The organism is Planomonospora alba, from assembly GCF_039534085.1.
Lineage (GTDB): Bacteria > Actinomycetota > Actinomycetes > Streptosporangiales > Streptosporangiaceae > Planomonospora_B > Planomonospora_B alba.
The window spans coordinates 50,119-62,014 of the sequence record NZ_BAAAUT010000039.1 but is presented as its reverse complement, the minus strand read 5'-3'; the positions used below and the strand labels follow the sequence as shown (position 1 = coordinate 62,014).

General features: G+C 73.4%; 15 protein-coding genes. 3 read left to right on the top strand and 12 right to left on the bottom strand.

From position 1 onward, the window contains the following. Positions 1 to 44: 44 nt before the first annotated feature. The 7 genes from fliN to ABD823_RS22875 form a co-directional block, all read right to left on the bottom strand. Positions 45 to 773: a flagellar motor switch protein FliN gene (gene fliN / locus ABD823_RS22905; RefSeq protein WP_344862793.1), complete on the bottom strand. Its 729-nt coding sequence runs from the start codon at positions 771 to 773 to the stop codon at positions 45 to 47. Next, the gene (locus ABD823_RS22900) at positions 773 to 1,684 is read right to left on the bottom strand and encodes a flagellar motor switch protein FliM (protein WP_344862795.1); all 912 of its coding nucleotides are present in this window, start codon (positions 1,682 to 1,684) and stop codon (positions 773 to 775) included. Before ABD823_RS22900 ends, fliN begins: the two co-directional genes overlap by 1 nt. Positions 1,685 to 2,083: 399 nt before the next feature. After that, entirely contained in the window at positions 2,084 to 2,545 is a 462-nt protein-coding gene (locus tag ABD823_RS22895) for a flagellar basal body-associated FliL family protein (RefSeq protein ID WP_344862797.1), read from the bottom strand. A gap of 75 nt (positions 2,546 to 2,620) precedes the next feature. Then, positions 2,621 to 3,532, bottom strand: a complete 912-nt coding sequence (locus tag ABD823_RS22890) for an OmpA/MotB family protein (RefSeq protein ID WP_344862799.1) — start codon at positions 3,530 to 3,532, stop codon at positions 2,621 to 2,623. After that, complete coding sequence (locus ABD823_RS22885; RefSeq protein WP_344862801.1) at positions 3,532 to 4,305, bottom strand: motility protein A; 774 nt, start codon at positions 4,303 to 4,305, stop codon at positions 3,532 to 3,534. Before ABD823_RS22885 ends, ABD823_RS22890 begins: the two co-directional genes overlap by 1 nt. Further along, positions 4,306 to 4,590: a flagellar FlbD family protein gene (locus tag ABD823_RS22880; RefSeq protein ID WP_344862803.1), complete on the bottom strand. Its 285-nt coding sequence runs from the start codon at positions 4,588 to 4,590 to the stop codon at positions 4,306 to 4,308. It abuts the gene before it with no gap. Positions 4,591 to 4,954: 364 nt separating this feature from the next. Further along, a complete protein-coding gene (locus ABD823_RS22875; protein WP_344862805.1) occupies positions 4,955 to 6,460 on the bottom strand; it encodes a methyl-accepting chemotaxis protein in 1,506 nt (501 codons plus the stop codon). A gap of 275 nt (positions 6,461 to 6,735) precedes the next feature. On the opposite strand from ABD823_RS22875, the gene ABD823_RS22870 reads away from it, so the two are divergent. From ABD823_RS22870 to ABD823_RS22860, 3 genes are all read left to right on the top strand, one after another. Then, on the top strand, positions 6,736 to 6,960 hold the full coding sequence (locus ABD823_RS22870) for a hypothetical protein (RefSeq protein ID WP_344862807.1): 225 nt from the start codon (positions 6,736 to 6,738) through the stop codon (positions 6,958 to 6,960). After that, positions 6,957 to 7,268 carry an RNA-binding protein gene (locus tag ABD823_RS22865; RefSeq protein WP_344862809.1) on the top strand — a complete coding sequence of 104 codons (312 nt, stop codon included), beginning with the start codon at positions 6,957 to 6,959 and terminating at the stop codon, positions 7,266 to 7,268. Before ABD823_RS22870 ends, ABD823_RS22865 begins: the two co-directional genes overlap by 4 nt. A gap of 160 nt (positions 7,269 to 7,428) precedes the next feature. Next, positions 7,429 to 7,773, top strand: coding sequence for a hypothetical protein (locus tag ABD823_RS22860; protein ID WP_344862810.1), 345 nt, complete (start codon positions 7,429 to 7,431; stop codon positions 7,771 to 7,773). On the opposite strand, the gene flgF is transcribed toward ABD823_RS22860, so the two are convergent. From flgF to ABD823_RS22835, 5 genes are read right to left on the bottom strand one after another with little or no spacing between them, the layout of a single operon-like run. After that, positions 7,763 to 8,596, bottom strand: coding sequence for a flagellar basal-body rod protein FlgF (flgF, locus tag ABD823_RS22855; protein ID WP_344862812.1), 834 nt, complete (start codon positions 8,594 to 8,596; stop codon positions 7,763 to 7,765). The genes ABD823_RS22860 and flgF overlap by 11 nt on opposite strands. Position 8,597: 1 nt before the next feature. Next, positions 8,598 to 9,047, bottom strand: a complete 450-nt coding sequence (locus tag ABD823_RS22850; protein ID WP_344862814.1) for a flagellar hook assembly protein FlgD — start codon at positions 9,045 to 9,047, stop codon at positions 8,598 to 8,600. A gap of 26 nt (positions 9,048 to 9,073) precedes the next feature. After that, on the bottom strand, positions 9,074 to 10,336 hold the full coding sequence (locus tag ABD823_RS22845; RefSeq protein ID WP_344862816.1) for a flagellar hook-length control protein FliK: 1,263 nt from the start codon (positions 10,334 to 10,336) through the stop codon (positions 9,074 to 9,076). 20 nt (positions 10,337 to 10,356) lie between these two features. Then, positions 10,357 to 11,334, bottom strand: a complete 978-nt coding sequence (locus tag ABD823_RS22840; RefSeq protein ID WP_344862848.1) for a C40 family peptidase — start codon at positions 11,332 to 11,334, stop codon at positions 10,357 to 10,359. Continuing rightward, positions 11,331 to 11,768 (bottom strand): flagellar FliJ family protein, encoded by a 438-nt coding sequence (locus ABD823_RS22835; protein ID WP_344862820.1) that lies wholly within the window; start codon positions 11,766 to 11,768, stop codon positions 11,331 to 11,333. Before ABD823_RS22835 ends, ABD823_RS22840 begins: the two co-directional genes overlap by 4 nt. Positions 11,769 to 11,896: the final 128 nt, after the last annotated feature.

The following is an 11,896-nucleotide window of genomic DNA, read 5'->3' as shown; positions in this document are numbered from 1 at the left end:
GCTCCTACGTCGGGACGGTCGCGGACGGCGGACGGGCGGCGCGGTTACTGCCGGTCCCCGGTGGGCGGGAGGATCTCGGTGACCCGGATGCCGAAGTTCTCGTCGATCACCACGACCTCGCCGCGGGCGATCAGGCGGCCGTTGACCAGCAGGTCGGCGGAGCTGCCCGCGGCGCGGTCCAGCTCCACCACCGCGCCCGGCGCCAGCGACAGCAGCTCGCGCACCGTCATCCGGGTCCGGCCGAGCTCGGCGGTGACGTCCATCTCCACGTCGTGCAGCAGGTCGAAGCGGGCCTTGGGGTTGGCCGCGGGCCGGGCGGAGGCGGGGGCCGGCCACGGGGCCGCCACCATCGCCAGCACCACCCGCACGACGCCCTCCTCCAGCAGCGGCACGAAGACCGCCTCGCCGCGGGTGGCGAGCGCGCCGAGGCCGACCTCCGGCTCGGCGGCCTGGGCCGGCTCCAGCACGACGGGGCCGAGCTTGCGGGCGGCCGCCTCCAGGGCGGGCTGCACGGCCTTGGTCAGGTCCAGCTCGCCGAGCGGGCTGTTGCGCAGGGCGTCGACCAGGTCCTGGCCGACGACGACGGCGACCTCGCCCTGGGTGGTGCCCGAGAAGCGGGCGCACACGGCCTGGCCCGCGGGCAGGTCCTGCGGGACGGAGAAGACGGGCACGCCGACCTCGAGGACGTCACCGGCCGGCAGCAGGGCCAGCGCGGCCTCGGCCGCCGACAGGGCGATTTCCACGCGGGGGGCGACGGTGATCGTGGTGGTCATCAGTGGGCTTCCGTTTCGTTCTGCGGCGTGGGCACGACGAGGCAGGCCAGGCGCGGGCCCTGGCTGCCGGGCACTGCGTGGGCGAAGGTGATGTCCGCGGACGTCACCGCGAGCGGCGCCGTCACGGGGTGGCCGAGCGGCACGACGTCACCCGGCTGCAGGGTGACGATCTGATCGGGGTGGAGCTTGATCGGGTTGAAGCGGACCGCCACCTCGATGGGCGTGGCGCCGAGCGCGGCGGCCATGTTGCGGTGGGCCTCCTCGCGGGCGGCGCGCTGGCCCGAGCTGAGCGTGACGTCGTTGTCGTTGCCCTGCAGCTTGGGGAAGATCGAGGCGAACGGCATGCAGACGGTGGCCAGGCACTCCTCGCTGCCGACCCGCATGTCGAACGAGGCGACGATGACGGCGTCGGCGGGCGCGGCCGCCTGCACGAACTGCGGGTTGTAGTCGATGACGCCCAGCTGGGGGCGGATCTCCGTGATCGACTCGAACGCGTAGTGCATCTCCTCCAGGACCCGGCTGAGCAGGTCGCGCAGGAGCGGGGTCTCCATGTCGGTCAGCGGGCGCTCGGGCTGCGGGCCGCCGGGGCCGCCCAGCATGTGGTCGATGCTGGCCATCGCGGTGGACAGCGAGAACTCCATGATCGCGGTGCCGGGCAGCGGCTCCAGGTCGACCGTGGCGACGATCGTCGGGTTGGACAGCGCCGAGATGTACTCGTCGTAGGTGAGCTGCTGGATCGAGACGAGCGAGACCTGCGACACGACGCGCAGGCTCGTGGTGAGCAGCGTGGTGAACTGCCGGGCGAACGTCTCGTAGGCGAGCTGGAGCGTGCGGACGTGCTCACGGGAGAGCTTGATGGGACGCCGGAAGTCGTAGGGCTGCGGCTCGGATGCCTTCGTCCGGCGGGACATCCGGCCGAGCAGACGGGGCGTTGATGCCGAAGGCTGCGACTGACTCACAGAATCCCCATCGGCCGCCCCCCGACCCGTATGAGGAAATGCCGGAAATCGGGTTCACCCCGTTACGGAGGCCCCGTCCCCGCGGGATCCGCGCCTGCGCGCTCCCCGCCGCTATCCGTGCCTGCGGCCGCCCTCCGGCGGCCCTGCGCTCACCTTGCTTCCGTGCTCTCCCCCCGCCCCGAGGCGGGTCCGGCGGTCCCTCGCCGGGGTACGGCGGGCACCCGGTGGGGCACCCGCAGGTCTTCCTCCACGGCCGGCCCGCCCCGCGGGCACGCCCGGCCGGTCCCCGCCCGGCGGCGCCACCCGCCGGGCGGCGCCGCCGGATCCCGGGGGCGGCGGTACGGCGGACGCCTACTGCATCACGAACTCGCGGAAGTAGATGTCCATGATCTCGCCCTCGTAGGCTTCCTCGATCTTCTTCAGCAGCTCCTGCTTGGCGAGGTTGCGCGCCTTGCCCGAGGACAGCTCGTCCATCGGCCGGTTGCTGAACTGGTCGATCGCCAGGTCCAGGGCCTTGCTGCCGTCGGGGGCCTCGGCGACCTCGGCGGTCGCCTGCAGCGCCAGCCCGAGCTTCAGGAAGTGCCCGTCGGCGAGGTTGATCGTGACGGCGTCGAGGGCGGCCACCGCGCCGGGCTCCGGCGCGGGCTCCTCCTCCGCGCCGCCCCCGGAGAACAGCAGGAAGTAGGCCGCCGCCGCGGCGACGACCAGCAGCAGCGCGCCTCCGGCGATGACGATCAGCTTCTTCTTCGGCTTCTTGCCGCCGTCCTTCGCCTCCTCGGCTTTCGGCGCGGCCTGCAGCTTCGCGGTGGCCATGGTCTGCGTCTCCTGTGGTCGGGGTGTGTCGGTTGTCGTCGGTTGTCGGAAGGCCGGCGGACGCCGGCCGGAGGGTCAGCCGTCGCCCGCCTCGCCCGCCGCCGACGGCAGCAGGGCCTTGGTCTGGGCCGGGAGGTCGGACAGGACGACCACCTCGACCCGGCGGTTCAGCGTCACCGACCGGGGGTCGGTGTCGGCGTACAGCGGGCGCTGGTCGGCGTAGCCGGCGGCGTTCAGCCGGCTCTCCGGGATGCCCTTGGCCGCCAGCCGCCGCACCACCGTGGAGGCGCGCGCGGTCGACAGCTCCCAGTTCGACGGGTACGGGCCCGACCGCACCGGCAGCCAGTTGGTGTGCCCGTCGACCTCGACGGCGTTCTTCTCGCCGCGCAGCGCCGGCGCGATCGAGTCGACGATCTTCCGGCCGTCGCGGAGCAGCTCGGCGCTGTTGTTGTCGAACACGACCGAACTGGTGACGACGGTGACGACCAGGCCGCGCTCGTCGATGCGGAAGTTCACGCCGTCGGCGACGCCGCTCTTGCGCAGCGCCTCCTGGATCTCCTTCTTGATCCGCTCGAACTTCTCGACCTCCTCCTCGGCGGCACGGGCGCGGGCCGAGGCCTGGGCGCGCTCGATCGCGGCGAGGGCCTGGCGGGCCTGCTGCTCGGCCTCGCCGGAGGCCTCCTCGCCCTTGCCCACCACCGACGACAGGTCCAGCGGGGCGGGCTCCGCGCCGCCGGCGTCGCCGGCCAGCGCCGTGCCCTGCGCGGTGAAGGTCACCGTGGGCTGGCCGAAGGCCATCGACAGGCTCGACTTGAGCGCGTTGAACTTGTTCTGGTCGACCTGGCTCATCGCGAACAGCACGATGAACAGCGCCATGAGCACGGTGAGCATGTCGCCGTAGGTGACCAGCCAGCGCTCGTCGGCGTGGCCGCCCTCGTCGTGGTCACCGCCGTGTTTCTTGCGGCGGCGGTGCACCTTGGTGCTCATCAGGCGGCCTTCTTCTCGCTGCTGAGCTCGCCGGGCGGGAGCAGGCTCTTGAGCTTCTGCGAGACCAGGCGCGGGTTGGTGCCCGCCTGGATGTTCGCGATGCCCTCGATCGTGAGCTCCATCTGCGCGCACTCCAACTCACTGAGGCGCTTGAGGCGGTTGCCGATGGGCAGCCAGATCACGTTGGCGCTGGCCACGCCCCACAGGGTGGCGACGAACGCGGCGCCGATCATGTGGCCGAGCTTCTCGGGCTCGCTGAGGTTCTCCAGCACGTGCACGAGGCTGACGACGGTGCCGATGATGCCGATCGTGGGGGCGTAACCGCCCATGTCGGTGAAGATCTTCACGCCGGACTTGTCCTCCCGGCGCTTGGCGTCGACCTCGGCCTCCAGGATCTCCCGGAGCTCCTCGGGGTCGGTGCCGTCGATGGCCAGCTCCAGGCCGCGGCGGAGGAAGGGGTCCTCGACCTCCTTGACCGCGTCCTCCAGGGCCAGCAGGCCCTCGCGGCGGGCGCGCTCCGACAGCTTCACGATCGAGTCGACCAGCTCGGTGCTCGCCGCGGGCTTGGCGGTGAAGGCCCGCTTGATCTGGCCGAACATGCCGGTGGTGTCGCGCAGGACGCCGCCGGCCATCGCCACGCCGAAGGTGCCGCCGAAGACGAGGATCATCGGGGCGATCAGCATGATCGACATCGGGTTGGAGCCCTCGAGGATCATCATCACGAAGATGGAGACGACCGCGATGCCGATGCCCGCCAGGGTTGCCGGATCCATTTAGCGCTCCTGCCGGTGGAGACGGACGACGCGCTGCTGCTCGGCACCGGCGGCGCCCGTGGTGGGGGGACGGTGCGTGCCCGAGGAGACCATGATCTCCGCGTCGGCGATCAGTTCCGCGCGGTACCGGCGCACCAGCGCCATGAACTCGCTGAGGGACTCGGCGATGATGTACTTGGTCCCGTCCACGAGAGTGATCACCGTGTCGGGGGTCTGGTCGGCCCGCTCGATCAGGTCGGGGTTGAGCGCGAACTCCGGGCCGTTCAGGCGCGTGAGAAGGATCACCGAGGTACGTCCTTGGGTCGTCAGCGGTCGACGGGCGGTGGGCCGCGTTACTCCCCTTCCATCGGCCGTATCCCGCCCCGCCTGAGGAAACCTCCGGGACCAAGGTCCTCCTTTCGGAGGGCGGCCCGGGCGCGTCCAGGGGCAGGACCTCCGTGTCCGGGTACGGCGCGGGGCCGGGAGCGCGCCGCATGCGCTCCCGGCCCCTGGCGGGTCGTTCACCGGCCGGACGGCCGGTCGTCCGCCGTCAGACGCGGAACCGCCCGACCAGCGCGTTGAGGTGCGCGGAGTTCTGCGCCAGTTCCTCCGACGCCCGCCGCACCTCGCCGATGCTGCCCACCGTCGCGTGCGCGGTGGCGGCGATCTCCTAGACGCTCTGGGCGATGGCGGTCGCGCCGGAGGCGGCCTCGGAGATGTTGCCCGCCATGCCGTCGGTGGTGCTGCTCTGCTCCTCCACCGCGCTGGCGATGCTGCCCTGGTGGTCGTTGACCTCGCCGATCACCAGGGCGGTCGTGGAGATCGACGCGACGGCCGCGGCCACGTCGGCCTGGATGGCGGTGATGCGCGCGGTGATGTCCTCGGTGGCCTTGGCGGTCTCCTGGGCCAGGTCCTTGACCTCGGAGGCGACCACGGCGAAGCCCTTGCCGGCGTCCCCGGCCCGGGCGGCCTCGATGGTGGCGTTGAGCGCGAGCAGGTTGGTCTGCTCGGCGATCGAGTTGATCATCGCGACGACGCTGCTGACGGCCTCGGACGACTCGCCCAGCCGGGTGATGGCGGTGCCGGCCTCGGCGGCGCGGGTCACCGCGGTGTGGCCGGCGGTGCTGGCCTCGGCGGCGCTGCGGGAGATCTCGCGGATGGAGGCGCCCATCTCCTCGCTGGCGGTGGCCACCGTCTGCACGTTGGTCGAGACCTGCTCGGCGGCGGCCGCGGCGTTGGTGGCCTGGGTCGAGGCCTTGTCGGTCTGCTGGCCGATCTCCGTGCTGATGGCCGACAGCTCCTGCGCCGCGGCGGAGGAGGAGGCGGCCGACTCGTTGATCTGGCGGACCAGGTTGGCGATGTTGCCGACGAACTGGTTGAACAGCTTGCCCAGGGTGCCGATCTCGTCGCGGCGGGACTCGTCGACCCGCTGGGTCAGGTCGCCGTCGCCGTCGGCGATCTCGCGCAGGCGCCGCGCCAGCGCGTCGACGGGCCGGGTGATGCTGCGGGTCAGCGTCCAGCCCATGCCCAGCAGCACGACCGCGGCCAGCGAGGTGCCGAACAGCACGACGTTCTTGGTCGTCGACGCGGTGGAGTCCGCCTCGGCGGCCCGTACGGTCAGCAGGCTCTCCTCGGCCTGGTGCATCTCGGTCAGGGTGGCGCGGATCTCGTCCATGACCGCCTTGCCCTTGTCGGACAGCACGACGGCGCGGGCGGCCTCGAAGCCCTCGGCGCGGCGCAGGTCGATGGTCTGCTGCATCTCGGTGAACTTGGCGTCGATCAGCGAGCGCAGCGAGGCGATGCGCTTCTGCTGGGCGGCGTTGTCGGCGGTGAGGGTCGCGGTCTCGTCCAGTAGCGTGCCGACGCGGTCCTTGGCCTCGGTGTAGGGGGCCAGGTAGGTGTCCTCACCCGTGATCAGGTAGCCGCGCTGGCCGGTCTCGCCGTCCTTGAGCGTCGACAGCACGCCGTCGAGCTTGTTGAGGACCTCGTGGGTGTGCGCCACCCACTTCTCGTTGTCGACGAGGTCGATGGTGTTGTCGTAGGAGACGGCGCCGATGACGCCCATCATGGCCAGGGCGGCCGCGAATCCGGCCACCAGGCGTCGTCCGATGGTCCAGTTCCAGCGCTGCGGGCCGTCGGCGGTCGCTCCCGTCGCCTGGTCGGGCTTGTCGTTCATCAGGCGTCCCCTCCATTGCGGCCGTGGTCGTCATCCGATCCATCGGCCGCGAAATGGATTACTTAGTTTCCTTCCCGTCGGAACCCCTTACGGCGTGGAAAGGAAACCGAGGCTCCCGGTGCCCGTCCCGGGCGGCGGACACGCCTTCCGGCCCACCCGTTCCGCCCCTGCTCCACGGCCGTCTCCTGCGTCCTCCGCCGGACGCCTCCAGGGAGCCGCCGTCTGTCACCGTGCGCACCTGGATTCCGCATCCTCACCGGCATACGATGATTCCTATGAGGATTTCCAAGACCTATACCGTGGACGAAGATATCGTGGCGGCCGTGGAAACCGAAGCGAGGCAGAACGGCACCAGTGCCAGCGAACTCGTCAACACCCTGCTGCAGCGAGGCCTGCGGGCGCGGCGTTTCGCACGCATCGCCGCCCGCCACAATCACCATCTGGACCCCGCCTACCTCGACGCGGCCCTCGCCGAGCGCGAGCAGACCCGCACGGCATGACCGGCCCCGTCCCCAGATTCGGCGACGTCTGGACGATCAAGCACAGCCTGGTCCTGCCGCCGGAGCCCCGCCTGATCGTCTCCGCTGACGACTTCAACGAGGAGTTCCACGTCGTCCTCACGGCTCGCATCAAGGACGTGGACCTTCCGGAGGACGAGCTCACCGAGCCGATCCGCGGGTACGGTGCCGCGCTGCTGTACATGGTGGAGTGGCTGCCGCGCACATCCCTGCACGAGCTGGTCGCCGCCGTCCCCGCCAGCCGTCATGAACTTCTCGGGCGACGTGTGCGCGTGCCCTTCGGCCCCTGAGCCGAGCCGGTCCGCCGTTTCCAGGAGACGGGACACCGTGTCCCGGACGCGTGACAGCCATGGGGGCGCCGGGGCAAGGTGACGGAATGACCGTGGAGATCTCGATCAGCCTGTCCGGCGAGGTGTACCAGGAGGCCAGGGCGGCCGCGGCGCAGCAGGCATGACGCTGTCCGCGTGGTTCGCCGGCCTCGCCCGGGAGCGGCTCGGCACCGACCGCCGTTCCCGTGCCGCCCTCGCCGAGGCGATCGCACGCGACCGGGCCGCCGATCCCGAGGGCGATGCCCGGATGACCGCCGAGCTGCGGCGGATGCGCGAGGCCCGGCCCGCCGCCCGGCGCAAGGCCGCCGAGGTCCGCTCCCGAAACCGGCCGTGGCCCCGCGTCGGCCGGCACCGTGCGGCACGGGCGTGCAGGAGCGGGACACGGAAGGGCCCGGGCACGACCGTCGTCGTGCCCGGGCCCTTCCCGGGTGGGGCCGCCGGAGGGCGGGACCCCGTTAGCGCTTGAGGTTGACCAGGTCGTTCAGCAGCTCGTCGGAGGTGCTGATGACCTTGGTGTTGGCCTGGAAGCCGCGCTGGGCGATGATCAGGTTGGTGAACTCCTGGCCCAGGTCGACGTTGGACATCTCCAGCGCGCCGGACTGCAGCGCGCCGAAGCCGCCGGTGCCCGCGGTGCCGATGGCGACGGCGCCGGAGTTCACGGTGGCGCGGTAGGTCGAGTTGCCGGCCTTCTCCAGACCGCCGGGGTTCACGAAGTTCGCCATGGCGATCTGGGCGAACGTCCGCTTGGTGCCGTCGGCGAGCACGCCGACGAAGGAGCCGTCGGGGGAGACCGTGTAGGACTCGACGTCGGCCGGGAGCGTGACGGGCACGGGGGCGCCGGTGGGCGGGACGGGCACGTCGCCGGTCGCGGCGTTCCAGCCGAGCACGAAGTTGCCGTCGGCGGTGACCAGGGCGCCGCTGGCGTCGAAGTTGAACGCGCCGGCCCGGGTGTAGAGCTGCTCGTTGCCGTTCTGCACCGCGAAGAAGCCGTCGCCCTGGATCATCATGTCGAGGCTGCGGCTGGTGGTCTGCGCGGCGCCCTGGCCGAAGTTGGTCTGGATGCCGGCCAGGCGCACGCCGAGGCCGATCTGGGCGGGGTTGGTGCCGCCCGCGGCGCCGGCCTGCGGGGCGCCCGCGCCCTGCAGCATCTGGCTGAGGGTGTCCTGGAAGAGGGTCTGGGAGCCCTTGAAGCCGGTGGTGTTGACGTTGGCGATGTTGTTGCCGGTGACGTCCATCATGTTCTGGTGGACGCGCAGGCCGCTGATGCCGGAGTAGAGGGAGCGCAGCATGTCACTTTCCTTCGGTGGGTTCGGTGCCGGACTCGCCGGCGTTGCGGACTTCCTTGACCGAGGACAGCGGTACATCCGTGTTCCCGACCCGCACGGTCGGGGTGCTGCCGAGGGAGGCGGAGGTGACCACACCGACGGCGTCCATGCCGTCTGGTCCGGTGTAGCCGACGGTCTTGCCGACGAGGCCGGCGGCCGACAGGCGGAGCTGGGCCGCCAGCAGGTCTCCCTGCTGCTTGACGAGCTCCTCCATCTTCTCCACCTCGGTGAACTGCGCGGTCTGCGTCATGAAGGCGGAGGTGTCGGTGGGCTTGCTCGGGTCCTGGTAGCGCATCTGCGCCACCAGGAGCTGCAGGAACGTGTCCTTGTCGAAGCTGGCGTTCGACGTGCCGGACACGCTGGTCGCGGTGGTGGCGGCGCCGCTGCCGGCGGCGCCGCTCACGGGGTTGGTCACGTGCGGGTTCCTTCTCCGAGGCGGTTCTACAGGCGGACGTTGAGCAGCCGGGAGCCGGGCCGGTCGGCCGGGAGGTCGGCGGCGGGGGCTCCCTGGTAGGCGTCTCCGACGCGGCCGGGGCCGGCGGGGGCGGATCCCTGGTGCCCCTGCTGGGGGAGGTTCTGGCGCGGCTCGCCGTACGGGCCGGTCCCGTCGCCGGGGGCCTCGCGCTGCAGGTCGAGCGTGCAGGCGGCGAAGCCGCCGTCCTCCAGCTCCTGGCGGAGTGCGGGCAGCGCCGAGCGCAGCGTGTCGTAGGCGGCGTCGTTCGCCCCGGCGAGCTGCAGGTGCACGGTGCCGTTGCGCAGTTCGGCGACGATGCTGACCGGGCCGAGGTCGACCGGGTTGAGGTGGACGGTGAGCCGGTGCACGCCGTCGGGGTCCCGCCGCAGCGGCAGCACGTGGACGGCGATCTGGGAGGCGGGCGGGGCGGGCTGCTGGGCGGGGGCGGCGACGCGCTCCGTCCCGGCGGGCTGCGTGGTCGCGGTGACCTGCGGTACGGCCTGCGCGTCGGCGGCCGCCGGGTCGTCGGTCTCGGCGGGGGCGGCGGTGCCGGACTGCCGGGAGCCGGTCTCGCCGCCGGTTCCGCCCGTGCCGGTGCCCGGGGCGCCGGCGGCCGGGGGCTGGCCCGCGGTGCCCTGCGGTTCCTGCGTGCCCGCCGGGGCGGCGGTCTCGGGGGTCGTTCCGGAGGCGGGGTCCGCGGTGGGGGCGGCGGTCGCGGTCCGCGCGTCCGCGGCGGGGGCGGTCTCCGCGGCGGCCGGGGCGGTGAGGCCCGCGGTGCCGGCCGTACCGGCCGGAAGCGCCGCGGCCGGTACGGCCGGGTCCTGCGCCGGTGCGAGCGGCAGGCCCTGCGGGGCGGGCGGCGTCTGCACCGGCTGTCCCTGGGCGCCCGCCAGTCCTGTCGGGCCCGTCGGGCCCGTCGGGCCCGTCGGGCCATCGGCCTGTGCCTGGGCGGCGGTTCCCGCCGCGGCCTGCGGCAGGCCCGGCGCGCCGGCCGGCGGCTGGGCGGCCAGGAGGGCCTGGGCGGTGAGCGGGGCGCCTGCCGCGGCCGGCGGCGCCTGGCCCGGGGCGGCGGTGCCGGAGGGGGCGCCGGAGCCGGGCGGGGTGGTCTGCGGCAGTGCGGCTCCGCCCGCGAGCAGGGCGAGGAGGGCGGCGAAGGCGTCGCCGGTCCCGCTCTGACCCGCCTGACCGTCGCCGGCGCCGGAGGGGGCCGACGTGGCGGACGGGCTCCCCGCGAGGGGGATCGAAGGCACAGTCAAGATCGTCTCTCCTGCTATCCGATGCCGTTCAGAGCCGACTGGATCACGTAGGCCTGGGCGGGGTCGAACAGGCCGTTGCCCACTCCATCGGCAGCCGCGGGCGAGAGCTGCGGCAAACCGGCCGACATCCCGGAACTCGTCAGGCCCGTGCCGTACCCGGTCTGGATCAGGGCCAGCGCGGCCAGCAGCTCGGCGCTCACACCGGTCCCGGCCGGCGTGCCCGCCGGTGAGGTGAGGCCGGCCGCCGGGAGGGCGGAGGCCGTGACCGGCCGGGCGGCCGGGGTCTCGGTGCCGGACGCCGTGGTGGACGCGGCGGCGGTGGCGGGCGCGGTGGACGCGGCGGCGGTGGCGGGCGCGGTGGCGCCGGCGCCCGCCGCCTCGTCGCTCAGGATGCGGCGGATGTCGGTCGGCGCGCGGTAGTAGTCGTCCAGGTCGACGATCTTGACGACGTCGCCGGTGCGGGGGGCGTGCAGCATCTTGCCGTCGCCGACGTAGATGCCGATGTGCGTCGCGGGGGAGCCGAAGGTCAGCAGGTCGCCGGGCTGCGCCTGCTTCAGGCTCGGGATGCTGCGGCCCTCGTTCTGCTGGTCCTGGGAGACGCGCGGCAGGGAGATGCCCAGCTTCTTGTAGACGAGCTGGACCAGGCCGGAGCAGTCCAGGCCCTTGCCCGGGTCGGTGCCGCCCCACAGGTACGGCACGCCGAGGTACTTGCGGGCCTGCGCGACGACGTCCCGGCCGGTGACCGCGGCGTCGACGGCGCCGGTGTCGGCGGCCTGGACGCCCTGGGTCGCGGCGGGGGACCGCACGGCGGCGGGCTGGGCGGTGGGCTGGGCGGCGGCGGGCTGGGCGGCGGGGGACCGCCGGGCCGTCTCCAGCGCCGCGGCGAAGTCCGCGGCCGAGGACGGGGAGGCGGCGGTGGTCGCGGGGGCGGCGGCGGTGCCGAACATCGCGTCCAGCTGGCCGATCCGCGCCACGGTGTCGGTGATGCTCATCGTCCGTCCTTCCCGCCGGCGGTCCGGCTGCCCGGGGAGAGGTCGTCCACGGTGCGCTGGTCGGCGTCCAGCTCGGCCTTGCGCGCGGCGGCCTGGTGGCGTTCGGCGAGCTTCTCCACCATCCGGCGGCGCTGCGAGGCGGCGCTCCAGGTGTCCACGCTGGCGGTGACCCGCCGGGAGGCCTCCTCGGCCTGCTGGCGCCGGAGCGCCAGCTCCCCGGCCAGCGCGCGCCGGGCGGCCATCGCGGCGACGAACGCGGCCGCGTCGGACGGGGCCGGCTCGATCATGCGGCCCTGGAGCTCGGCGTTCTTGTCCTCCGCGCGCCGGGCCGCGGCTCCGGCCTCGGCGCGGGCGCTCATCACCCGGCCCTTGGCGGCGTCCCGGCGCGCCCGGCGGGCGCGCGGGACGGCCGACAGCCGGAAACGTGGGCTCATCGGTCCTCCTCGTGGTCGGGGTTCCGTCGGGGACTGCGGCGCCGCGGGGCGGGCGCTCCGTGCGGGGGCGCCGCGCCGGCGGGCGCCTGCCGGTGCGCGGCGGCGCACCGCGGCGTGCGGCGGCGCCC